The organism is Planosporangium spinosum (assembly GCF_049999945.1).
Classification (GTDB): Bacteria; Actinomycetota; Actinomycetes; order Mycobacteriales; family Micromonosporaceae; genus Planosporangium; species Planosporangium spinosum.
Genome location: NZ_JBLYUB010000002.1, coordinates 286,516 through 312,388 on the forward strand (window position 1 = coordinate 286,516; position 25,873 = coordinate 312,388).

Sequence of the window (25,873 nt, forward strand, 5' to 3'; positions counted from 1 at the left end):
CACATGAGCGCACCGACGACATCCGTGACAGCACCGACGACGCCCGCCGGGCCGCCCCGCGGCGCCCGGCTGCTCGCCGCGGCCATGCTGGCGGCGCCCCTGGGGTATCTGGGCGCGCTGTGCCTGTACGCCGTCGCGCGTACCCACGCCACCCACGCCGAGCTGTTGACCGAACCGGTCGACCCGAAGGACTTCGTACCGGGGTGGCTGCTCCCCGGGTACGTCCTGGTGTTCCTGGCGGTCACGTACGGGCAGCTGCCCGCGCTGCTGCTCCTGCTGGCGGGCGCCCCGCACCTGGCCGTACCCCGGGTGCGGGCCCGTCGAGGCACCTGGTGGCTGGTCCTGGTCGCGGCGCTGGCGACCTGCGCCTACCTGGTCGTGTCGGTCACCCCGTTCGGGTTCGCCCTGAACCAGTGGATCCTGGACTGACCGACCGCCGTAACGCGCCGTGTGGAACGCTTGACGACATGGACGAGAACTCGATCCTCGAGCACATCCACCACCTGGTCGACGAGGAGCGCACGCTCCGGTCGCGGGTGATGGCCGGCGAGTTGTCCTCCGACGAGGAGCAGGCCCGGCTCCGCCAGGTCGAGAAGTCGCTCGACCAGTTGTGGGATCTCATGCGCCGGCGGCGCGCGGCCCGTCACCGCGGCGACGACCCGGACGCCGAGACGGCGCGCCCGACCGACGAGGTCGAGGGCTACCTCCAGTAACCGTCCACTCGCGCCAACCGTCAGGCGAAGGGGAGTCCGACCGGAGTCGGGCTCCCCTTCGCGTCGTCGCGTTATAACCGGTCAAATCGTTTTGATGGTGTGCGAGGATGTCGACGTCACCGTCCACCGGCGTCACCGACGAGGAGACATCCGTGAGTTCCGCCATCAGCTGCGTCACCGTCGACTGCGCCCGGCCGTACGAGCTGGCCGGCTTCTGGAGTCAGGTCACCGGCTTCCCCATCCACCCCGACAACCGGCCCGACGACGACGAGGTCGGGCTGACCCCGCCCGACGGCCACCCGATGCTGCTGTTCATCCGGGTACCCGAGGGCAAGACGGTCAAGAACCGCCTGCACCTCGATCTCCGCCCGAACGGGCGTACCCGCGACGCGGAGGTCGAACGGCTGCTCGCCCTCGGCGCGCGCCAGGTCGACGACCGGCGCACGCCCGACGGCAAGGGCTGGGTCGTCCTGGTCGACCCGGAGGGCAACGAGTTCTGTGTCGAGCGCAGCGCGGCCGAGCGCGTCGACGGCTGACCGTCCCCCTATCCGCGATCGTGGACAGGTGGACCGCTTACGCCCCGCCTACCACCGGTCCACCTGTCCACGATCGCAAACGTCACCTCAGCAGCGCCGCAACCGGTTGACTACTCGACGCCCATCAGGACGGCCAGTGCCTCGACCGCGTTGTCGACCGTGCGGGTCGGCGCGAACCGGGGCTCCTGCCACGTCCGACCCCGGTTGAGCCAGATGCTCGGCGCGCCGATGGCCTCGGCGCCGCCGATGTCGGCCTCGGGCGCGTCCCCGATCAGCCACGCGCCCCGCAACCGGACCCGGGCCCGCTCCGCGGCGATGCCGAAGATGCGGGGGTTGGGCTTGCGGCAGCCGGCCTCCTCGGAGATGACCCAGGCGGCGAGGTAGCGGTCCAGGCCGGTCCGGCGCAGCTTCTCCTCCTGCAACCGGGTCTCGCCGTTGGTGACCACCACCGGCACCCAGCCGGAGTCCTCGGCGATGCCGAGGGCGCAGGCGACCAACGGGTCGAGGCGCAGCCGCTCCAGCAGGCCCTCCCGAACGATCTCCACCAGGTCGATGGACGGGATGCGCAGCCGGTACCGCTCCTGGATCGCGTCGGCCAGGTCCCACGCCGGGGTCATGCCGTCGGCGTCGACCGACAGCAGCCAGTCGAGGTCGTACTCCGGGGCGCCGATCTTGTCCAGAAAATCCCGTCCCCACGCGCGAAAGGCCCCGTCGCGGTCGATGAGCGTGTTGTCGAGGCTGAGTAGCAACAGGGGCACGCCGGGGACCCTACGTCACGGTATCGGTTCCCTGACAGTACCCATCCGGCGCCGATCTCGGCAACGCGTCGCCATACCGGGGCGGCGACGTCCCGACCGCCGCCTCACGACGCCCCACCAGCGCCCGGCAACGCCCCACCAGCGCCCGGCAACGCCCGACGACGCCCTACCGGTGCCCCCGCGGTGATCGCCCGGAACACGTGACGATCGCCCGGGAAATTGCACGAGACGGGGCCCTGCTGTCACGATCGATCCGTGCCCAGGGTGAGTCAGGATCAGCTTGACGCGCGCCGACGCGAGATTCTCGCCGGCGCCCGGACCTGCTTCGCCCGTCACGGGTACGAGGGCGCCACCGTGCGCCGGCTCGAGGACGAGATCGGGCTGTCCCGCGGCGCGATCTTCCACCACTTCCGCGACAAGGAGTCGCTGTTCCTGGCCGTCGCCGAGGACGACGCCGCCACGATGGTGGCCACCGTCGCCGAACACGGCCTGGTCCAGGTCATGCGGGACCTGCTCGCCCGGGCCGCCGAGCCTCCCGTGGAGGCGACCGGCGAGCCGGAGGTGGCCGGCTGGCTCGGCACCCAGTTGGAGGTGTCCCGCCGGCTGCGCACCGATCCGGAGTTCGCTAAGCGGTGGGCGGCCCGGTCTGAGGCGATCTCCGCGGCCACCCGGGAGCGGCTCAACCGCCAGCGCGAGGCCGGTGTGCTGCGCGCGGACGTACCCGTCGACGTGCTCGCCCAGTTCCTCGAACTGGCCTACGACGGCCTGGTGCTGCACCTGGGGACCGGGCGCCCCGCCGACGACCTGGAGTCGGTGCTGGACCTGGTCGAGGAGACCGTCCGGCGACGCGGCTGAGCCGCCTGCGGTCCGCCGACCAGTCCGCGTCCGCCGGTCCGGCGTGGCCGTCGTCGTTCTCGTCCTCGGGTGGGCGTGGCGGATACCGGCGCCTGTCCTCGGACGGCGCCTTCCCTAGGATTCAGGAATGGACCTTGGACTCGCTGACCGGGTGTACGTACTGACCGGCGCCTCCCGCGGCCTCGGCTTCGCCACCGCGCAGTGCCTCGTGGCCGAGGGCGCGCGGGTGGTCATCTCGTCGCGCCAGGGCGGTGAGGTGGCGGAGGCCATGGAGCGCCTCGGCGCCCCCGACCGCGTCGCCGGCCTCGACGCGGACCTGCGCGACCCGGAGACCCCCGCCCGCCTGGTCGACCTGGCGTACGAGCGGTTCGGGCGCCTCGACGGCGCGCTGGTCTCGGTCGGCGGGCCGCCACCCGGCTCCGCGCTGCGGGTCGGTGACGCGCAGTGGCTGGCGGCGTTCGAGACCATCTTCCTCGGCGCGGTCCGCATGGCGCGTACCGTCGCGGACCGCCTCGACTCCGGTGGCGCGATCGGCTTCGTGCTGTCCACCTCGGTCCGCCAGCCGATCCCGGGCCTGGGCATCTCCAACGGGCTGCGACCGGGCGTCGCCGGCGCCGCCAAGGACATGGCCGACGAGCTGGGCCCGCGCGGCATCCGGGTGGTGAGCCTCCTGCCCGGCCGGGTGCTGACCGACCGCAACAAGGAGCTGTTCGCCGCGACCGGGAACCCCGAGAAGGCCCGGGCGGAGGCGGAGGCGCAGATCCCGCTGCGCCGCATGGCCGAGCCGGAGGAGTTCGGCCGGGTCGCGGCGTTCGTCCTCTCGCCGGCGGCGAGCTACCTCACCGGCCTCACCCTGCCCGTCGACGGCGGCGCGCTGCGCCCCTACTGATCCACGAACTCGGGCGTGCCGCCGGCGGCCACCACCGGCGGCACGGCGACGTCGGCGGTCAGCGGACGCGGCGAGTCGGCCACCGCGAACTGGGTGCGGTACAGCTCGGCGTAGAGCCCACCGGCGGCCACCAGCTCGTCATGGGTACCGTGCTCGACCACCAGGCCCTTGTCCATGACGAGGATCTGGTCGGCGTCGCGCACCGTCGACAGCCGGTGGGCGATCACCAGCGCGGTACGGCCGGTGAGCGCCTCGGTGAGGGCCCGCTGCACCGCGGCCTCGGACTCGGAGTCCAGGTGCGCCGTCGCCTCGTCCAGGATCACGATCGACGGGGCCTTCAGCAGCAGCCGCGCGATCGCGATGCGCTGCTTCTCGCCGCCGGAGAACCGGTACCCGCGCTCCCCCACCACGGTCTCCAGGCCGTCGGGCAGCTCGCGGACCAGGTCGCCGACCTGGGCCCGGTCCAGCGCGGCCATGAGCTCCTCGTCGGTGGCGCCGGGCCGGGCGTAGCGCAGGTTCTCGGCGATGGTCTCGTGGAACAGGTGCGAGTCCTGGGTGACCACGCCGATCGTGTCGCGCAGCGACTCCAGCGTGGCGTCCCGCACGTCGACGTCACCGACCAGCACGCTGCCGGCGGTCACGTCGTAGACGCGCGGCAGCAGCATCGCGGTGGTGGACTTGCCGGCGCCCGACGGGCCGACGAGGGCCACCATCTGCCCCGGCTCGACGGTGAACGACACCCCGCGCAGCACCGGGTCGCTCCTGGTCCGGTCGAGGGCGGCGACGTCCTCCAGGGACGCCAGCGACACCTCCGCCGCGCTGGGGTACGTGAAGTGCACGTCGCGGAACTCGACCCGGCCGGTACCGGCCGGGACCGGGCGGGCGTCCGGCTTCTCCGCGATGCCCGGGGTGAGGTTGAGCACCTCGAACACCCGCTCGAACGACACCAGCGCGCTCATCACGTCCACGCGCACGTTCGACAGCGCGGTCAGCGGGCCGTACAGCCGGGTGAGCAGCAGCGCCAGGGTGACGACGGTGCCGGCGCTGAGCGCGCCCCGCACCGCCAGCCAGCCGCCCAGACCGTAGGTCAGCGCCTGGGCCAGCGACGCGACCAGCAGCATCGCCACGAAGAAGGTGCGGCTGTACATGGCCGACTCGATGCCGATGTCGCGTACCCGCGCGGCCCGCTCGCCGAAGCGCGCCGCCTCGGCGTCGGGGCGGCCGAACAGCTTCACCAGCAGCGCGCCCGCCACCCCGAACCGCTCGGTCATCGTGGCGTTCATCTTCGCGTCGAGCTGGTACGACTCGCGGGTGATCGTGGCCAGCCGCTGGCCGATCCGCCGCGCCGGCAGCACGAACACCGGCAGCAGCACCAGGGACAGCACGGTGATCTGCCAGGACAGGGTGAACATCACGCCGGCGGTGAGCACGAGCTGGATGACGTTGCTGACGACCCCGGACAGGGTCGAGGTGAAGGCCCGCTGGGCGCCCAGCACGTCGTTGTTGAGCCGGCTGACCAGCGCGCCGGTCTGGGTACGGGTGAAGAACTGCAACGGCATGCGCTGGACGTGGTCGTACACCCGGGTGCGCAGGTCCAGGATGATCCCCTCGCCGATGCGCGCCGAGTACCACCGCTGGGCCAGCGAGAGCAGCGCGTCGGCGACCGCGAGCCCCGCGATCCACAGGGCGGTACGCACGACCGCCTGCGCCGCGCCCCCGCCGCCGTGGGTGATCTGGTTGACCACGCGTCCGGCCAGTACCGGCGTGGCGACCCCGATGCCCGCGGCCAGCACGACGGTGATCAGGAACACGGTGATGTCGCGCCGGTACGGTCGGGCGAACGCGAGCACGCGGCGCGCCGTCTCCCGCCCCACGGTGCGGCCGGAGAGGTCACCCTCCCGCCGCATCGAGCGCAGCATCTCCCAGCCGCCCATGCCACCCATCGGGCCCACCGGCACACCTCCGCGTCGCGCCCGCATGCCAGTTGCCGCGGACGGCAACGACAACGACCGGTGTGAGCGCTTTCTTCCCGGCCGTCCAGCGCAGGTTACGCGCCGGCCGGAACTGTTCGTCACCGGCCGGGGCGGTCGCTCGTCACCGCGACCACCCCGGCCGGAGGTCATCCGTCGGTGCGCAGGCGTGAGCCACCCGCCGACACCCGCGGGTGAGCCGGCAGGAGAACTTACTCGCCGACGCCCGCGAGATCGCGCATACGGCGGATCTGGGCGGCCCGCTCGGCCGCTTCCTGCTCGGCGAACCCGCGGCCGGTGGCCGCGGCGATCAGCGCCTTGATCTCGATCACCGCGTCGCGGTTCCCGGCGAGCACGGCGGCGGTCAGGTCGGCCACCGCCCCGTCGAGATCGGCCCGGCCGACGACCAGGTTGGCCAGCCCGATCCGTTCCGCCTCGGACGCGCCCACCCGACGGCCGGTCACGCACAGTTCGAGCGCCCGGGAGTACCCGACGAGTTCGACCAGACGCTTGGTGCCGGTCAGGTCGGGGACCAGGCCCAGCTTGACCTCGGCCATGCTGAACGACACGTCGTCGCTGACGACACGGAAGTCACACGCGAGCGCGAGTTGGAAACCCGCCCCGATCGCGTGCCCGTGCACCGCCGCGATCGTGATCAGATCGGGCCGGCGCAGCCAGGAGAACCCTTCCTGGTAGAACGCGATCCGCTGGCGTGCCTGCTCCGGCGGAAGGCGCACGAGATCGACGAACGAGCCGCTGGGCGCGGGCGGCTCACCCGCGCCGGCGACGTCGCTGGCGGTGCCGCGGCCGGCCGTGGCCGGACCTTCCGCGCCGCCCGTGGCCGTGCCCCCCGACGCCCCGCCACCCGGCGTAAGCGCTCCGGCCACCGACAGGTCGAGACCTGCCGAGAATGCTCGTCCCTCACCGCGTACCACGACGACGCGCACGTCGCCCGGCAACTCCCGCGCGAAGTCGCGGAGAGCCGCCCACATGTCCGGTGTCTGCGCGTTGAGGACGTCGGGCCGGCACAACGTGACCGTCGCTACCGGCCCCTCGCGTTCGAGCCGTACTCCGACTGGCGAATTCGCCGTCGTATTCTGCTGCCCGGTCACGCCTTCTTCCGCCGACGCGCTCCGCCGCGCTGGCGCAGCTGAACTCCGGACTCCGTGAGAACACGGTGCACGAAGCCGTACGAACGACCGGTCGACGAAGCCAGCGCACGGATGCTCTCACCGCTCGTGTAACGCTTCACGAGATCCTTGGCGAGCGTCTGGCGTTCGGCTCCGACGATCCGGCGACCCTTCTCGGTGCTGGTGGTGGTGGCGGTGGCTGCCATGTTGATTCCTCACGTCCCAGACTGAGCGGTTGGTGCGGTCTCACCTATTAGACCGCCTCAGGCGATCATGCGCCAGATATCGACCTCGCGCCAACCGACACGCACATCCGTGTCGGGTACCCGATACCGTGATGGTCCGTGATACACAAAGCGGAGGTCGAGGCGGCCACCGGCGCGCCGACGCCGCCGGTATGGTCGCCCGTACCGACACCGAGATCGTGGCGGGACGCCCTCGGTTGGGGTGTCCTCGCGCTGGCCGGCCTCGCCCTGACCGCGCTGGCGGTACGCGCCGGTGCGCAACTGGGCACGGCCAGCGCCCCGTTCCTCGGCCGGTACCGGCTGCAGATCGGCCCGGCCAGCCTCCTCGCCCCGGCCGTCGCCGTCGGCGTCATCGCCCTCGCCTCGGGTGGCCGGCTCGACCGGGTACGGTGGCCGCTCGTCCTCGGCTGGTCCTACCTCGCGGCGTTGAGCTGGGCGCTGGCCCTGGCGCTCGTCGACGGAGCGGCCGGGCTCACCCGCGCGCTCAGCTCGCCCGACGAGTACCCGGCCGACCTGGCCGCGGTCGGCGAGTACCCGGCCCACTTCATCCGGCACTTCACCGCGCACGCCGACCAGCTCTCGGTGGCCGCGCGCGGGCACCCACCGGGGCCGGTGCTGCTGCTGTGGGCCCTGCACCACGTGGGCGTCCGGGACAACCTGACCCTCGGTCTGCTGATCACCGCGCTGGGCACGCTCGCCGTCCCGCTGGTCCTGGCCGCGGTCAGGGGCGCCTGCGGGGAGACGGCCGCCCGCCGCTACCTTCCGGTGCTGGTGCTGGCGCCGTACGCGGTGTGGACCGCGGTCAGCCTGGACGGCGTCGTCGCGATGCTCGGGGCGGCGATGATCACGGCGGGGGTACACGCCAGCGCGCGGGAGCGTACCGGCCGGCGCGCGGGCGGGTGGGCGGCCGTGGCCGGCCTGCTGGCCGGGGTCGCCGCGCTGTTCTCGTACTCGGTGCCCTGGCTGGGCCTCGGCCTCGTCCTGCTGTACTTCGCCCGCCGCCGTCCGTTCCTCAACCTGGCCAGCGGCCTCGGCGTGCTGGTACCGGTGCTGGCCGTCTCCCACCTGCTGGGCTTCTCCTGGGCCGACGGGCTGGCCGTGGCGCAGGCCGACTGGGCCAGCCGCGTGGAGCCGTACCGGTCCGCGCTGTGGTGGAGCGGGATCAGCCTGGTGGCGTTGCTGCTCGCGGCCGGGCCCCCGCTGTTCGCCAGCCTGCGCAAGGTACGCAACACACCGGCCTGGCCGTTTCTGGTCGGCGCGGGCGTGGCCGTGCTGTTCTCGGTGCTCGCCGGCCTGGCCCGGGGCGGCGTCGAGCACGCCTGGCTGCCCTTCTTCCCGTGGCTCACGGTCGCGGCGGTCGCGCCCGAGCGGCAGGCCGGCCCGCCGGTGCCCGCGCCGCTGTCGCTGGCCGCGCTCGGCGCGGTAGTCGCCGTCGTGGTCGAGGCGGTGCTGGCGACGCCCTGGTGAGACGTGCGGCCGTGGCGGCCGCAGGTGGGATCAGCCAGGGTCACGCTACGTTCTCGGGACAGAACACCTAGGCGAGTTCGACCAGTTCCAGCAGGTCGTCGCTCCAGGCGTCCTCAACCCCGTCGGGCAGCAGGATCGCCCGGTCCGGCTTGAGCGCGCTGACCGCGCCGGGGTCGTGGGTGACCAGCACGATGGCGCCGGGGTAGCGGGCGATGGCGTCGAGCACCTGTTCCCGGCTGACCGGGTCGAGGTTGTTCGTCGGTTCGTCGAGCAGCAGCACGTTCGCGCCCGAGCAGACCAGCGTGGCCAGGGCCAGTCGGGTCTTCTCACCACCGGACAGCACCCCGGCCGGCTTGTTGACGTCTTCGCCGCTGAACAGGAAGGCGCCGAGGATCTTGCGAAGCTCGGTGTCGTTCTGGTCCGACGCTGCCGAGCGCATGTGCTCCAGGATCGTCCGGTCCACGTCGAGGGTCTCGTGCTCCTGGGCGTAGTACCCGATCCGCAGGCCGTGGCCGGGGACGACCTCGCCGGTGTCGGGCTCCAGGTAGCCGCCGAGCATCCGCAGCAGCGTCGTCTTGCCCGCGCCGTTGAGCCCGAGGATCGCCACTCGCGAGCCCCGGTCGACCGCCACGTCCACGTCGACGAAGATCTCCAGCGAGCCGTAGCTCTTGGACAGCCCCCTGGCGGTCAGCGGGGTCTTGCCGCAGGGCGCCGGGGCCGGGAACCGGACCTTGGCCACCTTGTCCGAGACCCGCTCCTCCTCCAGGCCGGACAGCAGCTTCTCGGCACGTTTGGCCATGTTCTGCGCCGCGGTCGCCTTGGTGGCCTTGGCCCGCATCTTGTCGGCCTGTGCCATCAGCGCACCGGCCTTCTTCTCGGCGTTGGCCCGCTCCCGGCGGCGGCGCCGCTCGTCGGTCTCGCGCGCCTCCAGGTACGCCTTCCAGCCGAGGTTGTAAATGTCGATCGTGGACCGGTTGGCGTCGAGGTACCACACCTTGTTGACGACCGCGTCGAGCAGCCCGACGTCGTGGCTGATCACCACGAGGCCGCCCTTGTGCCCGCCGAGGAAGCCGCGCAACCAGGTGATGGAGTCGGCGTCGAGGTGGTTGGTGGGCTCGTCGAGCAGCAGGATGCCGCCACCGGTCTCGCTGGAGTCGCGGAACAGGATCCGCGCCAGCTCGATGCGGCGGCGCTGACCACCGGAGAGTGTGCCCAGCGGCTGCTCCAGCACCCGGTCGGGCAGGCCCAGGTTCGCGCAGATCCGGGCCGCTTCGGCCTCCGCGGCGTACCCGCCCAGGCCGGCGAACTGGTCCTCGAGGGTGCCGTAGCGGCGCAGCAGCGCGTCGCGCTGCGGCGGGGAGCCGGCCAGCTCCACCTCGATCTTGTTCATCTCGGTCATCAGGGCGTCCAGCCCGCGGGCGGACAGCACCCGGTCGCGAGCGGTCTGGGCCAGGTCGCCGGTACGGGGGTCCTGCGGAAGATAGCCGACGGGCCCACGGGACTCGACCGTGCCGCTGTACGGCTGCCCCTCACCGGCGAGGACCTTCAGGGTCGTGGTCTTACCCGCGCCGTTACGGCCGACCAGGCCGATCCGGTCACCCGGCTGGATGCGCAGGGTGGCGTCGGCCAGCAGGATCCGGGCGCCGGCGCGCAGTTCCAGGGCGGAAGCGGTAATCATGCGGGAAAGCTCGCTCTCTCAACGAATCGTCACTGACCGGACACACAGCAACGCCGCCCACTCAAGCCGTCGGCGTGGGACGCTCAAGCGGTCGGCGGGGAACAGGTCAGTCTCTGCGGGCGAGCACGGCAACCAGTGTACCCGCTCCCCCACGCCGGCCCGCACCACGATTATCGACCGGGGTCGTAGGGTACGACCCGGACGCGCGGACCTGTTCCGGTGCAGCGGTGATAGCGGTCATATGCGCGGCAGTCGTCATTTTTGAAGACATGAGCGGCGATCGAGGTCGAGATGGAACTCAACGAGAACGCGGACCTGGATACCAGCCAGGTCGAGGACGCCCGCGGGGCCGGTGGCGGCGGCGGTGGCTTCGGCGGCCTGCCCATCCCGATCGGCGGGGGCGGCATGGGCCTGATCGTCACGATCGTGGTCGTGGTGATCGGCCTGCTGGTCGGCGGCGGCACGCTCGGCCGCAGCATGCTCGGCGGCGGTGGCAGCAGCGGCCAGGGCGACAACAGCTCCCTGGCGCAGAGGTGCGCCACGAGCAACCCCGACCGGTTCAAGAACACCGACTGCCGCAACCTGCTCTACGTCAACTCGATCCAGGCGTACTGGCAGACCGCGTTGCCGCAGACGTTCGGCAAGCAGTACACCCAGGCGCCCACGCACTTCTTCTCCAGCAACGTCACCACCGCCTGCGGACAGGCCGACTCCGGCGTGGGGCCCTTCTACTGCCCCGGCGACAAGAAGGTGTACATCGACCTGAGCTTCTACGACGAGCTGTCCAGCCGGTTCGGCGCCAAGGGTGAGTTCGCGCAGCCGTACGTACTGGCCCACGAGTACGGCCACCACGTGCAGAACCTGCTCGGCACCGAGGCGCAGATGCGCCGCGCGCAGCAGCGCGACCCGAACAACGCCAACGCGTACTCGGTGAAGCTGGAGCTGCAGGCCGACTGTTACGCCGGCGTGTGGACCAACCACGCCACCCAGACCAGGAACGCCAAGGGCCAGGCCCTGTTCACCTCCGTCACCGACTCCGACGTCCGGCAGGCGCTGGACGCGGCCGCCGCGGTCGGCGACGACGCGATCCAGAAGAAGATGGGCGGCGGCGTCGACGAGTCGAAGTTCACCCACGGCTCGTCCGCGGACCGCCAGCGCTGGTTCAACCAGGGTTACTCCAGCGGTGACGCCCGCGCCTGCGACACCTTCGGCAACGGCTAGGCCCTACGCCTGACCGCCGTACGCGGAGTCGGTGGCCCCGGCCGGTCCGGGGCCACCGCGCTGTCCGGGCCCCTCGGACAGGCGGATGCGCACGCTCCGCGCGGCGGTCACGGCCGCCTTCAGCACGGTCAACTTCGGATCGGGTACGTCGAGGAAGCGCCCGGCCCGCAACGGCCGCAACGCCGCCAGGCGGGCGTCGGCGAGCACCTCGTCGACCAGGCGCCGGTCTCCCCCGGTCACGACCGCGTCCAGGTCGCCGACCGCCGGTACCAGCAGCCGCGCCACCACGTCGGCGGTCTCACCGGCGGCGGCGCGGGCCTGGTTGTCGCGGCGGCGGGCGAATCGCTGCTGCGACCAGCCGCCGGCCGCCGTACGGCTCTGCACGTACCGGCTGCCGACCTTCGAGGTGATCAGGTCGGTGCCCGCCGCGACGCCGACACCGAACCCACCCCGGCGTACCAGCAGCAGGCCGAGCCGCCGCGGGCGCAGCGCCTCGGCGACCAGTTCGTCGAGATCGGTCGCGGAGCCGGTGAGCAGGTGACACTCGGCCACCTCGCCGTCGGCGGCGCGCATCTCCAGACCGTCGGCGAGTGGCCTCGTCTGGACCTCACCGTGCCGCTCGACGAACCCGGAGAGCCACCGGCCGAGTCGTTCGGGGTCGACCTCGACCCACCGTCCACCACCCGCCGCCGGCCTGCTCACCACAAGCCGACGATAACTGGCACGATCGCCGGATGGATCTCACCCCGCTCGCGCGGACCGTGCTGGACCGCCTTCGCGCCAGCTTCGGCAGCGCCGCCGACGCGGCGAAGGCGGGCCCGATGCGCGCGTACATGCGCGACCAGTTCGCGTTCCTCGGTATCCCGACGCCACAGCGGCGGGCGCTGTCCCGCGAGGTCCTCGCTGGTCTGGCCCGGCCCGACGAGGACGACCTGCGCGCCGCCGCGCACGCGTGCTGGGAACGTCCGGAGCGTGAATACCAGTACTTCGCCTGCGACTGGCTGGCCCGCGACGCTCGCACCTGCTCGCCGGAGTTCCTGGTCACGGCCCGTACCCTCGTCACCACGAAATCGTGGTGGGACACCGTCGACGCGCTCGCCGCCCACCTGGTCGGCCCGATCGTGGCCCGCCACCCGGAGACCGTCGCGACCCTGGACGGGTGGCTGCGCGACGACGATCTGTGGCTCGTGCGTACGGCCATCCTGCATCAGGTGCGTTACCGCGAGCACACCGACGCCGACCGGCTGTTCCGGTACTGTCTGGCCCGGGCGGGGCACCGCGACTTCTTCATCCGCAAGGCGATCGGATGGGCGCTGCGGGAGTACGCGAGGTTCGATCCCGACAGCGTGCGCGCGTTCGTGCGGGCACACGAACGCGTGCTGTCGCCGTTGTCGGTGCGCGAGGCCCTCAGAAACGTCTGAAATCGTGAACGGGTGGGCCGCCCATGGCCGGCCCACCCGCCCAAGATCGTGAAGATCTAAACGTTGAAGCCCAGCGCCCGAAGCTGCTCGCGCCCCTCGTCAGTGATCTTGTCGGGGCCCCACGGCGGCATCCAGACCCAGTTGATCCGGACGTCGTTGACGAGCCCGCCACCCGGGCCGGTACACAGCGCCTGGCGGGCCTGGTCCTCGATCACGTCGGTGAGCGGGCAGGCGGCCGAGGTCAGCGTCATGTCCAGGGTCGCCACGTTCTCGTCGTCGACGTGGATGCCGTACACCAGGCCGAGGTCGACCACGTTGATGCCCAGCTCGGGGTCGACGACGTCCTTCATCGCCTCTTCGACGTCCTCGAGAGCCGCCTTCTTGGCAGCGGTGGCCTCGCTCATGACGGTTGTCCTTCCACTGTCGGCTCCTCCGCGGCGGCCCGCGCGAGAGCGTCCTTGAACGCCATCCAGGAAAGCAGCGCGCACTTGACGCGCGCCGGGTACCGGGCCACCCCGGCGAACGCTACCGCGTCGCCCAGCACGTCCTCGTCCGGCTCGACCTGGCCGCGGCCGGCCATGAGCGTGGTGAACGCGTCGTGGCGCGCGAGGGCCTCGATGACTGGCAGGCCGACCATCGTCTCGTGCAGCACGCTGGCCGAGGCCTGGCTGATCGAGCAGCCCATGCCGTCGTACGACACGTCGGTGATCGTGTCACCGGCCAGATCGACCCGCAGGGTCACCTCGTCACCGCAGGTCGGGTTCACGTGGTGCGCCTCGGCCCGGTACGGCTCGCGCAGCCCACGGCCGTGCGGGTGCTTGTAGTGGTCCAGGATGATCTCCTGGTACAGGTCGTCCACGCCCGTCACCCGAACACCTTCCGTACCTTCTCCAACGCCCGCACCAGCGCGTCCACCTCACCGGTCGTGGTGTACAGGTAGAACGACGCGCGGGTCGTCGCCGGTACGCCGAACCGCGCGCAGACCGGGCGGGCGCAGTGGTGACCGACCCGTACCTGCACACCCTCGGCGTCGAGAACCTGGCCGACGTCGTGCGGGTGGATGTCGCCGAGCGCGAACGAGATCGTCCCGCCCCGGCCCTCGGCCGTCTGCGGCCCGATGACCCGCAGGTCGGGTACGCCTGCCAGCGCCTCCAGGGCGTACCCGGCGAGGTCCTTCTCGTGCTGGTGGATGGCGTCCATGCCGACACCGGTGAGGTAGTCCACCGCCGCGCCGAGCCCGACCGCCTCGGCGATCGGCGGCGTGCCCGCCTCGAACTTCATCGGCGGCAGCGCGTACGTGGAGCGCTGCATCGTGACCGTCTCGATCATCGAGCCGCCACCGAGGAACGGCGGCATCGCCAGCAGTAGCTCGTACCGGCCCCACAGCCCGCCGATCCCGGTCGGCCCGCACATCTTGTGCCCGGTGAAGGCCAGGAAGTCCACCCCGAGCGCGGCGACGTCGACGGGCAGGTGCGGCACCGACTGCGACGCGTCGAGCATGACCAGCGCCCCGACCTGCCGGGCCCGGGCCACGATCCGGTCGGTGGAGTTGACCGTACCGAGGATGTTGGACACGTGCACGACCGACACCAGCTTGGTCCGCTCGTTGACCAGCGCATCGAGGTTCGACTCGTCGAGCCGGCCGTCGTCGGTGAGGCCGAACCAGCGCAGCGTCGCGCCGGTCCGTTCGCACAGCAGCTGCCACGGCAGGATGTTGGAGTGGTGCTCCATCTCGGAGATCACGATCTCGTCGCCCGGCCCCAGCCGGAACCGGGGATCAATCGCGCGCTCCGAGAAGGCGTGCGCGACCAGGTTGATCGCCTCGGTGGAGTTCTTCGTGAAGACGACCTCGTCGGGCCTGGCCGAGCCGATGAAGGCGGCCACCCTGGCCCGCGCGCCCTCGAAGGCCTCGGTCGCCTCGGTGCCGAGCGTGTGCACCGAGCGGGACACGTTGGCGTTGCACTGCTCGTAGTGCGCCCGCAGCGCGTCCAGGACCTGTCGAGGTTTCTGTGACGTGGCCGCCGAGTCCAGGTAGACCAGCGGGTTGCCGTTGACGAGCCGACCCAGGATCGGGAAGTCGGCCCGCACGGTCTCCACGTCGTACGTCGGGAGGGTGGCCGTCATCGAAACTCCGTCCTATGCGCTCGCGGGACCGGCACCGGTGAGGTACCGCTCGTAGCCTTCCTCTTCCAGTTTGTCGGCCAGTTCGCGGCCGCCTTCCTCCACGATGCGGCCGGCCACGAACACGTGCACGAAGTCCGGCTTCACGTACCGCAGGATCCGGGTGTAGTGCGTGATCAGCAGCAGGCCGGTCTCGCCGGTGTCGCGGACGCGGTTGACGCCCTCGCTGACCACCCGCAGCGCATCGACGTCGAGGCCGGAGTCGGTCTCGTCGAGGATCGCGATCTTCGGCTTGAGCAGCTCCATCTGCACGATCTCGTGCCGCTTCTTCTCACCGCCGGAGAAGCCCTCGTTGACGTTGCGCTGCGCGAACGCGGGGTCCATGTGCAGCCGCTCCATCGCACCCTTGAGCTCCTTGCCCCAGGTGCGCAGCTTCGGCGCCTCGCCGTCGATCGCGGTCTTCGCGGTGCGCAGGAAGTTCGCCACCGACACGCCCGGCACCTCGACCGGGTACTGCATCGCCAGGAACAGGCCGGCGCGGGCGCGCTCGTCGACCGTCATGGCGAGGACGTCCTCGCCGTCGAGGGTCACGGTGCCGCTGGTGACCTCGTACTTCGGGTGACCGGCGAGCGAGTACGCGAGCGTCGACTTGCCCGAGCCGTTGGGGCCCATGATCGCGTGCGTCTCGCCGGACCGGACGGTCAGGTCGACCCCGGCCAGAATCGGCTTCAGCTCGCCCTCGGGCAGCTTGACCGAGACCTGCAGGTCGCGGATCTCCAGGGTGCTCACTTGCTCTCCTCGCTCAGGTTCACGTAGATGTCACCGTCGCGGACCTCGACGGGATAGACGGGTACGGGCTCGGTGGCCGGCGGCCCGCTCGGCTTGCCGGTGCGCAGGTCGAAGCGCGAGCCGTGCAGCCAGCACTCGAGCGTGCAGCCGTCGACCTCGCCCTCCGAAAGCGGGATCGCCGCGTGCGAGCACTCGTCGTAGACGGCGTGGAAGGTGCCGTCCTCGCAGTGCACGACCGCCAGCGGGGTGTCGTCCACCGTCACCGCGATGACCTCGCCCTTGGCGACGTCTGCGGCGGGGCAGATCCGGACCAGGCTCATGCCGCCGCCTCGCTCCGCCCAGCGGCGTCATGCGGCACCAACGCGCTGAGCTCCATAGTCCGCTCGCTCACTGGTTCACCTCTGCCAGCCGCGCCTCGATGGCGTCGGCCAGCCGCTCGCGCAGGTCCTCGACCGGGATCTTGCCCAGCAGCTCGTTGAAGAAGCCACGGACGACCAGCTTGCGCGCCTCCTCGGCCGGGATACCCCGGGCCATCAGGTAGAACAGCTGTTCGTCGTCGAACCTTCCGGTCGCACTCGCGTGCCCGGCGCCGGCGACCTCACCGGTCTCGATCTCCAGGTTGGGCACCGAGTCGGCGCGCGCCCCGTCGGTCAGGACCAGGTTGCGGTTGATCTCGTACGTGTCGGTGCCGGTCGCCTCGGCCCGGATCAGCACGTCGCCGACCCAGACGGTGTGGGCGTCCGCGCCCTGCAGAGCGCCCCGGTAGGCCACGTAGCTGCGGCAGTCCGGGACCGCGTGGTCGACCAGCAGCCGGTGCTCCAGGTGCTGGCCGGCGTCAGCGAAATAGAGACCGTAGGACTCGCAGTCGCCGCCCCGGTCGGCGTACTCGACGCTGGTGAACTGGCGGACCAGGTCACCGCCGAGCGACACCTGCACGTGGGTCACCTTGGCGTCGCGGCCCAGCCGGAACTTGACGTGCTGCGCCTGCACCGCGTCGGCGGCCCAGTCGGCCACCGTCACGAAGGTCAGCCGGGCACCGTTGCCGACCGACACCTCGACGTTGTCGGCGAGGGTGGTCGAGCCGACCTGCTCCAGCACGAGCGTCGCCTCGGCCAGCTCACCCACCTCGACGAAGGTGTGCCCGAAGGCCAGACCGTCGGCACCGCCCCCGGTGAGGCGGACCACGGCCGCCTCCTCCGGCACGGCGCCGCGCGCGACGCTGATCAGCAGCGCGGAGTCGGCGGCGCCGTAGGCGAGCGCGCTGATCCGGTCGAACGGGGTCAGCAGCGAGCCGACGCGCGGGTCCTCGCGGTCCACCGTGGAGACGCTCACGCCGGCCGGGAGCTGCCCGTACTCGGGCTTGGGCGCGGTGCCGCGCACGGTGTCGCCGGTCGCCGTCGCCAGCCCGCGCAGCCGCTTGAGCGGCGTGAACCGCCACTCCTCCTCGCGGCCGGTCAGCGCCGGGAAGTCGGCAACATCGTAGGAGCGCAACGCCTGGGACTTGGTCTTCGGCGGCGCGATGGTGTCAGTCATGCTGTCCTTCTGATGGTTAGAGCTTGACCCGGCCAGATCCAGCTGTCGGCGTCAGCCGACAGCTCCCTCCATCTGCAGTTCGATCAGCCGGTTCAGCTCGAGCGCGTACTCCATCGGCAGTTCCTTGGCGATCGGCTCGATGAACCCGCGCACGATCATCGCCATGGCCTCGTCCTCGGTCATGCCGCGGCTCATCAGGTAGAAGAGCTGGTCCTCGCTGACCTTGGAGACGGTCGCCTCGTGGCCCATCGCGACGTCGTCCTCGCGCACGTCGACGTACGGGTACGTGTCCGACCGCGAGATCGCGTCGACCAGCAGCGCGTCGCACTTGACCGTGGACTTCGAGTGGTGCGAGCCCTCGAGCACCTGGACCAGGCCGCGGTAGCTGGTGCGGCCGCCGCCCCGGGCGATCGACTTGGAGATGATGCTCGACGAGGTGTGCGGCGCGGCGTGCACCATCTTGGCGCCCGCGTCCTGGTGCTGACCCTCGCCGGCCATGGCGACGCTGAGCACCTCGCCCTTGGCGTGCTCGCCGTACATGTAGACGGCCGGGTACTTCATCGTCACCTTGGAGCCGAGGTTGCCGTCGATCCACTCCATCGTGGCGCCCTCTTCACAGACGGCGCGCTTGGTGACCAGGTTGTACACGTTGTTCGACCAGTTCTGGATCGTCGTGTACCGGCACCGGGCGTTCTTCTTGACGATGATCTCGACGACCGCCGAGTGCAGCGAGTCCGACGAGTAGATCGGCGCGGTGCAGCCCTCGACGTAGTGCACGTACGCGCCCTCGTCGACGATGATCAGCGTCCGCTCGAACTGGCCCATGTTCTCGGTGTTGATCCGGAAGTACGCCTGCAGCGGGATCTCCACGTGCACGCCCTTCGGCACGTAGATGAACGAGCCACCCGACCAGACGGCCGTGTTGAGCGAGGCGAACTTGTTGTCACCGACCGGGATGACGGTGGCGAAGTACTCCTTGAACAGCTCCGGGTGCTCCTTGAGCGCCGTGTCGGTGTCCAGGAAGAGGACGCCCTGCCGCTCCAACTCCTCGTTGATCTTGTGGTAGACGACCTCGGACTCGTACTGGGCCGCGACACCCGCGATCAGCCGCTGCTTCTCGGCCTCCGGGATGCCCAGCTTGTCGTACGTGTTCTTGATGTCGGCGGGCAGGTCGTCCCAGCTCGCCGCCTGCTTCTCGGTCGAGCGGACGAAGTACTTGATGTTGTCGAAGTCGATCCCGGACAGGTCGGCGCCCCAGGCCGGCATGGGCTTGCGGCCGAACAGCCGCAGTCCCTTGAGCCGCAGGTCGAGCATCCACTCCGGCTCGTTCTTCTTGGCCGAGATGTCGCGGACGACATCCTCGTTGAGGCCGCGACGCGCCGAGGCACCGGCGACGTCCGAGTCGGCCCAGCCGTACTCATACTTGCCGAGACCGGCAAGCTGGTCCATCGGCTCGGTTATTTGTTCGGTCATCGGGCGGTCCTCACGATCGGATCGGTCATGTCGTGATCTGGCTGGTCGGTGCCGGATCGGTGCGGCACCCGGCGAGTCGGGATGTGCGTGGTGCACACCCCGTCACCGTTGGCGATCGTCGCCAGTCGCTGCACGTGCGTGCCCACGAGCCGGGAGATCACCTGGGTCTCGGCCTCGCACAGCTGCGGGAACTCGGCGGCCACGTGTGCCACCGGGCAGTGGTGCTGGCAGAGCTGGCCGCCGGACGCGATCGCCGACGCCCCGGCAGCGTACCCCTCGGCGGTCAGCGCGCCGGCCAACGCCTGCGCCCGCGCGATGGGGTCGTCACCGGCCTCGCGCATCGCCGCCCGGCACCGCTCCTCCAGCGCCGCGACCTGGGCCGCGGCGAAGGCGCTCACCGCCGCCGGCCCGCCGTGCTGGGCGATCCAGCGCAGCGCCGCGGAGGCGAGGTCGTCGTAGGTGTGCGGGAAGGATTCGCGGGCGCTCTCGGTCAACGAGAAGATCCTGGCCGGTCGGCCGCGCCCGCGCGGGCCGCGGACCGGCTGCTCCCGTGCCTCGACCAGGCCGTCGCTGAGCATGGCGTCGAGGTGACGGCGGATCGCCGCGCAGCTCAGCCCGAGGGCCTCGCTCAGCTCGCTGGTGGTCGCCGACCCGTACTGCAGCAGCAGCTGGGCGACGCGGTCGCGGGTGCGCCCGTCGGCCGGGTCCCGGTCAGGCACGGTGTCCTGCCCGGAGGCTCCGGCGCGCTCGGGGAGCACGGCCGCGTTTTTCACAACACCAGTGTTACGTATTTCCTTCCCGGGGTGCAAACCGGTGCCCCGGTGACCCGGGCCACTGATCCTCCGGCTACGGAGCGTGGCCGTCACGGCCGTCACGTGGTCACCGCGGCCGAGGTCAGTACGATCGCCAGGTGAGCTCGATCCGCCGAATTCTCGGCACGCCCGCCCTGCTTCGCCGCCTCGCCCTCGCCTCCCTGGTCGCCAACATCGTCCTGGTGGGCACCGGTGGCGCGGTCCGGCTGACCGGTTCCGGCCTCGGCTGCCCGACCTGGCCGCGCTGCACCGACGCGTCGTACACGACGACCGCCGCGATGGGCGTGCACGGCGTGATCGAGTTCGGCAACCGGACGCTCACCTTCGTCGTGGGCCTGCTCGCCCTGGCCTGCGTACTCGCCGCGCTCTGCCAGCGCCCGCGGAGCCGCCCGCTGACCCTGTGGTCGGTCCTGGTCCTGGCCCAGATCCCGGCCCAGGCCGTGATCGGCGGCATCACCGTGCTGACCAACCTCAACCCGTGGGTGGTCGGCCTGCACTTCCTCGCCTCCATGGCGGTCATCGCCGCGGCCTACCAGCTCTGGGTGCGCACCGGCGGCGCGCCGGCCGGCGCCGCGCTCGCCCGGCCGCTGTCGGCGCTGGCCCGGCTGACCGCGGTCGTCGCGGTGGCGGTCCTGGCGGTCGGGACCGTGGTCACCGGCAGCGGCCCGCACGCCGGCGACGCGGGCGCCCGGCGTACCGGCCTGGACCCGCAGGAGATGTCCCAGCTCCACGCCGACCTGGTGTTCCTGCTGCTCGGCCTGTCGGTGGCGCTGTGGTACGCGCTGCGCGCCGTCGGCGCGCCGGACCGGGTCCGTCGGGCAGCCGCCTGGCTGATCTGGACGGAGCTGGCCCAGGGAGCCATCGGCTTCGTGCAGTACTTCACGCACCTGCCCGCGCTGGCGGTCGGGCTGCACATGGTGGGCGCCGCCGTGGTGTGGGTGGCCGCCCTGGCGGTCCTGGAGGCGGCCCGCCCGGCGCCGGTCACGGCCGGGGCCCCGGCGGGAGCCGCCGTTCCGGCCCGCAAGCCGACCGACGCCTCGGGCTCGCTGCCGCCGGCGCTGGCCCGCCCCCGGTCGTAGCCCACTCGCGCATGATCACGGAACGTTGTCCGTGCCTCGGCGCGGAAAACGTTCCGTGATCATGGATTCGTCACAGGCGGCGGGCGATCGCTTCCGCGAACCGCTCGGCCGCGCCGTCCGCCCGGTCCAGAAACAGCGACGGCTCGGTGAGCTCCAGTTCGACCAGCACCGGCGAGCCGTCCGGACCTGGGATGAGGTCCACGCGGGCGTACAGGAGGCGCTCGGCGCCGCCCGGGATGGCGGCGAGGACCTTCTCCGCCACCTCCCGCTGGGCCGGTGACGGCCGCCGCGCCTCGATGCGCTCCGGCCGGTACAGCCCCGGCGGCCGCTCACCGGATCCGGCCGGGTCCGGCCCTTCCAGCATCGCGCCCTTGCGGATCGCGTGGCTGAACTCGCCACCGAGGAACAGCAGGCCGGTCTCGCCGTCGGTGTCGACCGCCGCGAGGTAGGGCTGCACCATGACCAGCCGGCCGGCGGCCTGCAACCGCGCCACATGGGCGGCGGCCAGGTCACGCTGGCCTGGATAGGCGAGGTCGTACCGGCCGGCGTCGCGGCTGCCCGCGCCGACCGCCGGCTTCACCACGTACTCGCCCGCACCCGGCGCTTCCCAGGTCTCGCCGGGCCGCACCCAGTCGGTGGGCACGACCGGCACGCCGTCGGCCGCCAGGCGCTCCAGGTAGGTCTTCTCGGTGTTCCAGGCGACCACGTCGGCCGGGTTGGCCAACCGGGGCACCCGTCCGGCCCACTCGACGAACCGCTCGCGCCGGTCGACGTAGTCCCAGGGCGAGCGCAGCACGGCCAGGTCGAAGGCGGCCCAGTCGACCGTCGGGTCGTCCCAGACCGCCGGCTCGGCGTCGATGCCCCGGGCGGCGAGAGGTTCGATGACGAGGCGGTCGTCGTCCTCCAGTTCGGGCAGTTCGGCGCAGGTAACAAGGGCGACCCGGACACCGGTCCGGGTCGCTCCAGGGGGTGTGTTCCTTTCGGTCATCGTGCGAGGGACCGTCGCCCCATCGAACGCCAGAGGTCGTTGCTCGGACGCATCTGCTCGATCAGCTCCCGCTCCCACGCGTTCTCGACCTCGACGCCGGCCTTGCCGCATGCCTGCCGGGCCACATCGGTACTGACGGCGAACTGGTCACCCCAGGTGCCGTCCGTCCCGACGAGCACGATGCGAGCACCGCGCCGCCCGACGTACTCGATGACAGCCTTGGCGCCGCCGTGGTCGCCTGCGAACGACCGGAGCCCGTCGATCAGCTCGACGGGCACCGACGGATCAAGGGTCATCGTCGTATCGGAACCATCTGCCATGGAGGACACCGTAGCCGCCGGGATCATCCAACGGTCACAAACGCGAGACCGTTTGTGATGACTCTTACTCTATTCGGCCAGCGCGTTTAGGAATGTGGCGATCGAAATTTCGGGCGATACGGCTATAAATAGCCGCGATGGCGTGTCGTATCTGCGACAGATACAACACGAGAGGTGATCACCACGATGTGAACTACGGTGATTTGCAACTAAGTGGACATATTGTACTTATGGTGCGCCGAGACGGTCCGTCGCACCGCGCATCGGCGTGTCGGGCCGCGTCGCGACCGATCGGACCGTCCGGCCGGCCGGGTCACCGCGGTGCGGGTGGCGCGGTGAGCCGGAGCGGATACGACACGGCCCACCGGCGCGGTCCCCGGCTGGGGGCTGCGCCGGTGGGCCGGCTCAGTGGATCAGTGGACCAGCGCGTCGACCGAGATGGCGACGGACAGGATTGTCAGGTACGTCGTCGACCAGTGGAACAGGCGCATCGGCTTGACCGGTTCGTCACGACGGGCCCGCGCGTACACCCGGTGCGCCTCCAGCAGGAACAGCGCGCCGATGACGACCGCGGTCACCCCGTACCCGACGCTCATGCCCAGCGGCCAGAGCGCGAGCGACGCGGCGACCATCAACCAGCTGTAGATGACGATCTCCAGCCCGACCCGCCGCATCGAGGCGACGACCGGAAGCATCGGAATACCGGCCCGGGCGTAGTCGTCCTTGCACGGGATCGCCAGCGCCCAGAAGTGCGGCGGCTGCCACAGGAAGATCACGGCGAACATCGCCCACGCCGGCCACGCCAGGCTGCCGGTCACGGCGGCCCAACCGATCAGCACCGGCATCGCACCGCAGACGCCGCCCCAGAACGTGTTGGCCGGCGTCGTGCGCTTGAGCCACAGCGTGTAGACGAGGTCGTAGTAGGCGATCGCGATCGCGGTGAGCGCCGCGGCGAGCAGGTTGGTGAAGGCCGCCATCAGCGCCACCGAGAGCACCGCGAGCGTCAACCCGAACAGCAGGGCCGACCGGGGCGCGATCGTGTGCGCCGGCAGCGGCCGCTTCGACGTACGCCGCATCAACGGGTCGATGTCGCGGTCGATGTAGCAGTTCAGCGCGTTGGCGGCGCCAGCCGCGAGCGCGCCGCCGACCAACGTCACGAGCACCAGCCACAGCGACGGCACCCGGCGCTCGGCGAGGAGCATCGCCGGCACCGTGGTGACCAGCAGCAGCTCCACGATGCGGGGCTTGGTCAGCGCCACGTAAGACTTGACCACGGCCATGGGCCGCGGACGGGGCGGGACCACGTCCCGGATGACGGTCGGCCGCAGCGGCGTCTCCACCGGCGTACGGGCCGCCGACTCGGCGGTGGACCGGGCACGGTCAGCGAGGGTGCTCACCGCTGCCGCCCTCGGAGTGCTGCCCGAACTGGCGGAAATGTCACGCGGGGTTGCCACCTTCCGGCATCGGCTTGGCGGGCGGGGCGTCCCCGACGACCGCACAGTGTGAAGACAACGCATCGTAGAACACGCTGCGTACGCGGAACATGTCGCCCCGCCGGGCATTGCGGGGCAGGTCACACCCCCGACCGGTGGCACCGGTTTACGCAGCCATGGGCGATAACTGGCCGACCGGTGCTTTGCCTCTCCGCCGGATGGGTAGGGTGATCTATGACGGCTCACCACGCGCGCCGCGCGCCCCTCGCGGACCTCGAAGGACGCGCCGACACGGACCCCGAAGGAGCAGCACCGACGTGACTCAGCTGAACTGGTCCGACCTCGACCGCCGCGCGGTCGACACGGTCCGCGTCCTGGCCATGGACGCGGTCGAGGAGGCCGGCAGCGGCCACCCAGGTACGGCGATGAGCATGGCTCCCGCAGCCTACCTGCTCTTCCAGCGGGTGCTGCGACACGACCCGACGGACCCGCACTGGCTGGGTCGGGACCGCTTCGTCCTGTCGATGGGGCACTCCAGCCTCACCCTCTACATCCAGCTCTTCCTGTCCGGATACGGGCTGAGCCTGCAGGACCTGCAGCAACTGCGCCAGTGGGGCTCGCTGACCCCGGGCCACCCCGAATTCGGCCACACCGTCGGCGTCGAGACCACCACCGGCCCGCTGGGGCAGGGCCTGGGCAACGCGGTCGGCATGGCGATGGCGGCCCGCCGCGAGCGCGGACTGTTCGACCCCGACACCCCGCGCGGCGAGAGCCCGTTCGACCACTTCATCTACGCCTTCTGCTCCGACGGTGACCTGGAGGAGGGCATCAGCCACGAGGTGGGCTCGCTCGCCGGCCACCTCAAGCTGGGCAACCTGATCGTGGTCTACGACAACAACCAGATCTCGATCGAGGACAACACCAACATCGCGCTGTCGGAGAACATCTCCGAGCGCTTCGACGCCTACGGCTGGCATGTGCAGCACGTCGACTGGCGGGGCGCCGACGGCGACGAGTACCACGAGGACGTCGAGGCGCTGTACCGGGCGTTCGAGGCGGCCAAGGCCGAGACCGACCGGCCCTCGTTCATCAACCTGCGCACCATCATCGCCTGGCCGGCGCCGAACAAGCAGAACACCGGCAAGTCGCACGGCTCGGCGCTGGGCCCCGCGGAGGTCTCGGCGACCAAGAAGATCCTGGGCTTCGACGCGGAGCGGACGTTCCAGGTCGACGAGGACGTCCTGAAGCACTCGCGGGAGGCCATCGAGCGCGGTAGGGAACTCCACACCGAGTGGGAGAAGTCCTTCGATGCCTGGCGCGAGGCCAACCCGGACCGGGCGGCCCTGCTCGACCGGCTGACGCAGCGGAAGCTGCCGCCGAACTGGACCGAGCAGCTGCCGGAGTTCCCCGCGGACGAGAAGGGCCTGGCCACCCGGGCCGCGTCGGGCAAGGTCCTCAACGCCATCGGGCCGGTGCTGCCGGAGCTGTGGGGCGGCTCGGCCGACCTGGCCGAGAGCAACAACACCACGATCGAGGGCGAGCCGTCGTTCGTGCCTCCGGAGCACGCCACCAAGGCGTTCCCGGGTAGCTGGTACGGCCGTACCCTGCACTTCGGCGTCCGCGAGCACGGCATGGGCGCGATCCTCAACGGCATCGTGCTGCACGGCCCGACCCGCCCCTACGGCGGCACGTTCCTGGTCTTCAGCGACTACATGCGCCCGTCGGTCCGGCTGGCGGCCCTGATGAAGGTGCCGCCGATCTACGTGTGGACGCACGACTCGATCGGCCTCGGCGAGGACGGCCCGACCCACCAGCCGGTCGAGCACCTGACCGCGCTGCGGGCCATCCCCGGCCTCGACGTGGTGCGGCCGGCCGACGCCAACGAGACCGTGTGGGCGTGGCGGATGGCGCTGGGGCACACCGACCGGCCCACCGCCCTGTGTCTGACCCGCCAGAACGTGCCGACCCTCGACCGGACCACGGTCGCGTCGGCCGAGGGCGTGGCGCGCGGCGGGTACGTCCTGGTCGACGCCTCCAACGGTCAGCCCGAGGTGATCCTCATGGGCAGCGGCTCGGAGGTCCACCTCTGCCTCGCCGCGCGCGAGCGACTGGAGGCCGACGGCGTACCCACCCGCGTGGTGTCGATGCCGTGCCAGGAGTGGTTCCGCGCCCAGGACCGCGCGTACCAGCAGGAGGTCCTGCCCTCCGGGGTGCGGGCCCGGGTCAGCGTCGAGGCCGGCATCGCGATGTCCTGGCGCGACCTCGTCGGCAACTGCGGCGAATGCGTGAGCCTTGAACACTACGGGGCCAGTGCGCCGTACAAGGTGCTGTACGAGCAGTTCGACTTCACCCCGGACCGGGTTGTAGCAGCGGCGCACGCCGCGATGGCGCGCTGCGGAGCGATCAAGGGCGAGACGACCGGCAACTGAGACGACGGAAGTT

At 71.3% G+C, this 25,873-nt stretch carries 26 protein-coding genes and 2 pseudogenes; 10 read left to right on the forward strand and 18 right to left on the reverse strand.

The window, feature by feature from the left end; all coding sequences use genetic code 11:
• Nucleotides 1-3: 3 nt before the first annotated feature.
• From ACNTMW_RS04080 to ACNTMW_RS04090, 3 genes are all read left to right on the forward strand, one after another.
• Nucleotides 4-429: a hypothetical protein gene (locus ACNTMW_RS04080; RefSeq protein WP_426631977.1), complete on the forward strand. Its 426-nt coding sequence runs from the start codon at nucleotides 4-6 to the stop codon at nucleotides 427-429.
• A 38-nt stretch (nucleotides 430-467) separates the two neighbouring features.
• Nucleotides 468-713: a DUF2630 family protein gene (locus ACNTMW_RS04085; protein ID WP_426631978.1), complete on the forward strand. Its 246-nt coding sequence runs from the start codon at nucleotides 468-470 to the stop codon at nucleotides 711-713.
• Between the two features lie 152 nt (nucleotides 714-865).
• On the forward strand, nucleotides 866-1,249 hold the full coding sequence (locus tag ACNTMW_RS04090) for a VOC family protein (protein ID WP_426631980.1): 384 nt from the start codon (nucleotides 866-868) through the stop codon (nucleotides 1,247-1,249).
• 110 nt (nucleotides 1,250-1,359) lie between these two features.
• Here ACNTMW_RS04090 and ACNTMW_RS04095 read toward each other — a convergent pair whose 3' ends face one another.
• Entirely contained in the window at nucleotides 1,360-2,007 is a 648-nt protein-coding gene (locus tag ACNTMW_RS04095; protein WP_426631981.1) for an HAD family hydrolase, read from the reverse strand.
• Nucleotides 2,008-2,262: 255 nt separating this feature from the next.
• On the opposite strand from ACNTMW_RS04095, the gene ACNTMW_RS04100 reads away from it, so the two are divergent.
• Both ACNTMW_RS04100 and ACNTMW_RS04105 read left to right on the forward strand, forming a co-directional pair.
• Nucleotides 2,263-2,862 carry a TetR/AcrR family transcriptional regulator gene (locus tag ACNTMW_RS04100; protein WP_426631982.1) on the forward strand — a complete coding sequence of 200 codons (600 nt, stop codon included), beginning with the start codon at nucleotides 2,263-2,265 and terminating at the stop codon, nucleotides 2,860-2,862.
• A gap of 127 nt (nucleotides 2,863-2,989) precedes the next feature.
• Nucleotides 2,990-3,751, forward strand: a complete 762-nt coding sequence (locus ACNTMW_RS04105) for an SDR family oxidoreductase (RefSeq protein WP_426631983.1) — start codon at nucleotides 2,990-2,992, stop codon at nucleotides 3,749-3,751.
• On the opposite strand, the gene ACNTMW_RS04110 is transcribed toward ACNTMW_RS04105, so the two are convergent.
• From ACNTMW_RS04110 to ACNTMW_RS04125, 4 genes and pseudogenes are all read right to left on the reverse strand, one after another.
• Nucleotides 3,745-5,694 (reverse strand): ABC transporter ATP-binding protein, encoded by a 1,950-nt coding sequence (locus ACNTMW_RS04110; RefSeq protein ID WP_426632140.1) that lies wholly within the window; start codon nucleotides 5,692-5,694, stop codon nucleotides 3,745-3,747. The genes ACNTMW_RS04105 and ACNTMW_RS04110 overlap by 7 nt on opposite strands.
• Before the next feature lie 239 nt (nucleotides 5,695-5,933).
• Nucleotides 5,934-6,476: pseudogene (locus ACNTMW_RS04115) on the reverse strand (enoyl-CoA hydratase/isomerase family protein); the annotation flags it as partial.
• A 111-nt stretch (nucleotides 6,477-6,587) separates the two neighbouring features.
• Nucleotides 6,588-6,833: pseudogene (locus ACNTMW_RS04120) on the reverse strand (enoyl-CoA hydratase-related protein); the annotation flags it as partial.
• Nucleotides 6,830-7,057, reverse strand: coding sequence for a helix-turn-helix domain-containing protein (locus tag ACNTMW_RS04125; RefSeq protein WP_167925291.1), 228 nt, complete (start codon nucleotides 7,055-7,057; stop codon nucleotides 6,830-6,832). The gene ACNTMW_RS04125 and the pseudogene ACNTMW_RS04120, both read right to left, overlap by 4 nt.
• 138 nt (nucleotides 7,058-7,195) lie before the next feature.
• Here ACNTMW_RS04125 and ACNTMW_RS04130 point away from each other — a divergent pair, with 138 nt between their 5' ends.
• On the forward strand, nucleotides 7,196-8,563 hold the full coding sequence (locus ACNTMW_RS04130) for a hypothetical protein (RefSeq protein ID WP_426631984.1): 1,368 nt from the start codon (nucleotides 7,196-7,198) through the stop codon (nucleotides 8,561-8,563).
• Nucleotides 8,564-8,630: 67 nt separating this feature from the next.
• Here ACNTMW_RS04130 and ACNTMW_RS04135 read toward each other — a convergent pair whose 3' ends face one another.
• Nucleotides 8,631-10,241, reverse strand: a complete 1,611-nt coding sequence (locus tag ACNTMW_RS04135; protein WP_426631986.1) for an ABC-F family ATP-binding cassette domain-containing protein — start codon at nucleotides 10,239-10,241, stop codon at nucleotides 8,631-8,633.
• Between the two features lie 291 nt (nucleotides 10,242-10,532).
• Between ACNTMW_RS04135 and ypfJ the strand changes: the two genes are divergently transcribed.
• On the forward strand, nucleotides 10,533-11,462 hold the full coding sequence (gene ypfJ, locus ACNTMW_RS04140) for a KPN_02809 family neutral zinc metallopeptidase (RefSeq protein WP_426631987.1): 930 nt from the start codon (nucleotides 10,533-10,535) through the stop codon (nucleotides 11,460-11,462).
• Nucleotides 11,463-11,465: 3 nt separating this feature from the next.
• Here ypfJ and ACNTMW_RS04145 read toward each other — a convergent pair whose 3' ends face one another.
• Nucleotides 11,466-12,164 carry an acVLRF1 family peptidyl-tRNA hydrolase gene (locus ACNTMW_RS04145; RefSeq protein ID WP_426631988.1) on the reverse strand — a complete coding sequence of 233 codons (699 nt, stop codon included), beginning with the start codon at nucleotides 12,162-12,164 and terminating at the stop codon, nucleotides 11,466-11,468.
• A 32-nt stretch (nucleotides 12,165-12,196) separates the two neighbouring features.
• Between ACNTMW_RS04145 and ACNTMW_RS04150 the strand changes: the two genes are divergently transcribed.
• Nucleotides 12,197-12,883 carry a DNA alkylation repair protein gene (locus tag ACNTMW_RS04150; RefSeq protein WP_426631990.1) on the forward strand — a complete coding sequence of 229 codons (687 nt, stop codon included), beginning with the start codon at nucleotides 12,197-12,199 and terminating at the stop codon, nucleotides 12,881-12,883.
• A gap of 56 nt (nucleotides 12,884-12,939) precedes the next feature.
• Here the strand turns inward: ACNTMW_RS04150 and ACNTMW_RS04155 are convergent, their stop codons facing one another.
• The 8 genes from ACNTMW_RS04155 to ACNTMW_RS04190 all read right to left on the reverse strand — a co-directional run bounded on the left by ACNTMW_RS04155 (nucleotide 12,940) and on the right by ACNTMW_RS04190 (nucleotide 19,572).
• Nucleotides 12,940-13,287: a metal-sulfur cluster assembly factor gene (locus tag ACNTMW_RS04155; RefSeq protein WP_426631991.1), complete on the reverse strand. Its 348-nt coding sequence runs from the start codon at nucleotides 13,285-13,287 to the stop codon at nucleotides 12,940-12,942.
• The gene (gene sufU, locus ACNTMW_RS04160; RefSeq protein WP_426631992.1) at nucleotides 13,284-13,751 is read right to left on the reverse strand and encodes a Fe-S cluster assembly sulfur transfer protein SufU; all 468 of its coding nucleotides are present in this window, start codon (nucleotides 13,749-13,751) and stop codon (nucleotides 13,284-13,286) included. The genes ACNTMW_RS04155 and sufU overlap by 4 nt, the downstream gene beginning before the upstream one ends.
• A complete protein-coding gene (locus tag ACNTMW_RS04165) occupies nucleotides 13,748-15,007 on the reverse strand; it encodes a cysteine desulfurase (protein ID WP_426631993.1) in 1,260 nt (419 codons plus the stop codon). The genes sufU and ACNTMW_RS04165 overlap by 4 nt, the downstream gene beginning before the upstream one ends.
• A gap of 12 nt (nucleotides 15,008-15,019) precedes the next feature.
• The gene (gene sufC, locus ACNTMW_RS04170) at nucleotides 15,020-15,793 is read right to left on the reverse strand and encodes a Fe-S cluster assembly ATPase SufC (protein WP_426631994.1); all 774 of its coding nucleotides are present in this window, start codon (nucleotides 15,791-15,793) and stop codon (nucleotides 15,020-15,022) included.
• Nucleotides 15,790-16,107 carry a non-heme iron oxygenase ferredoxin subunit gene (locus tag ACNTMW_RS04175; protein ID WP_426632141.1) on the reverse strand — a complete coding sequence of 106 codons (318 nt, stop codon included), beginning with the start codon at nucleotides 16,105-16,107 and terminating at the stop codon, nucleotides 15,790-15,792. The genes sufC and ACNTMW_RS04175 overlap by 4 nt, the downstream gene beginning before the upstream one ends.
• 73 nt (nucleotides 16,108-16,180) lie before the next feature.
• On the reverse strand, nucleotides 16,181-17,326 hold the full coding sequence (sufD, locus tag ACNTMW_RS04180) for a Fe-S cluster assembly protein SufD (RefSeq protein ID WP_426631995.1): 1,146 nt from the start codon (nucleotides 17,324-17,326) through the stop codon (nucleotides 16,181-16,183).
• Between the two features lie 51 nt (nucleotides 17,327-17,377).
• Nucleotides 17,378-18,799 (reverse strand): Fe-S cluster assembly protein SufB, encoded by a 1,422-nt coding sequence (gene sufB, locus ACNTMW_RS04185; RefSeq protein ID WP_426631996.1) that lies wholly within the window; start codon nucleotides 18,797-18,799, stop codon nucleotides 17,378-17,380.
• A complete protein-coding gene (locus ACNTMW_RS04190; protein WP_426631997.1) occupies nucleotides 18,796-19,572 on the reverse strand; it encodes a helix-turn-helix transcriptional regulator in 777 nt (258 codons plus the stop codon). The genes sufB and ACNTMW_RS04190 overlap by 4 nt, the downstream gene beginning before the upstream one ends.
• 137 nt (nucleotides 19,573-19,709) lie before the next feature.
• On the opposite strand from ACNTMW_RS04190, the gene ACNTMW_RS04195 reads away from it, so the two are divergent.
• On the forward strand, nucleotides 19,710-20,690 hold the full coding sequence (locus ACNTMW_RS04195; protein WP_426631998.1) for a COX15/CtaA family protein: 981 nt from the start codon (nucleotides 19,710-19,712) through the stop codon (nucleotides 20,688-20,690).
• Nucleotides 20,691-20,760: 70 nt separating this feature from the next.
• On the opposite strand, the gene ACNTMW_RS04200 is transcribed toward ACNTMW_RS04195, so the two are convergent.
• From ACNTMW_RS04200 to ACNTMW_RS04210, 3 genes are all read right to left on the reverse strand, one after another.
• Nucleotides 20,761-21,678, reverse strand: coding sequence for an ATP-grasp domain-containing protein (locus ACNTMW_RS04200; RefSeq protein ID WP_426631999.1), 918 nt, complete (start codon nucleotides 21,676-21,678; stop codon nucleotides 20,761-20,763).
• Nucleotides 21,675-21,998: a hypothetical protein gene (locus tag ACNTMW_RS04205; RefSeq protein ID WP_426632000.1), complete on the reverse strand. Its 324-nt coding sequence runs from the start codon at nucleotides 21,996-21,998 to the stop codon at nucleotides 21,675-21,677. The genes ACNTMW_RS04200 and ACNTMW_RS04205 overlap by 4 nt, the downstream gene beginning before the upstream one ends.
• Before the next feature lie 413 nt (nucleotides 21,999-22,411).
• Nucleotides 22,412-23,326 carry a heme o synthase gene (locus ACNTMW_RS04210; protein ID WP_426632142.1) on the reverse strand — a complete coding sequence of 305 codons (915 nt, stop codon included), beginning with the start codon at nucleotides 23,324-23,326 and terminating at the stop codon, nucleotides 22,412-22,414.
• Nucleotides 23,327-23,811: 485 nt separating this feature from the next.
• On the opposite strand from ACNTMW_RS04210, the gene tkt reads away from it, so the two are divergent.
• A complete protein-coding gene (gene tkt / locus ACNTMW_RS04215; RefSeq protein ID WP_426632143.1) occupies nucleotides 23,812-25,860 on the forward strand; it encodes a transketolase in 2,049 nt (682 codons plus the stop codon).
• The last annotated feature ends 13 nt before the right edge of the window (nucleotides 25,861-25,873 follow it).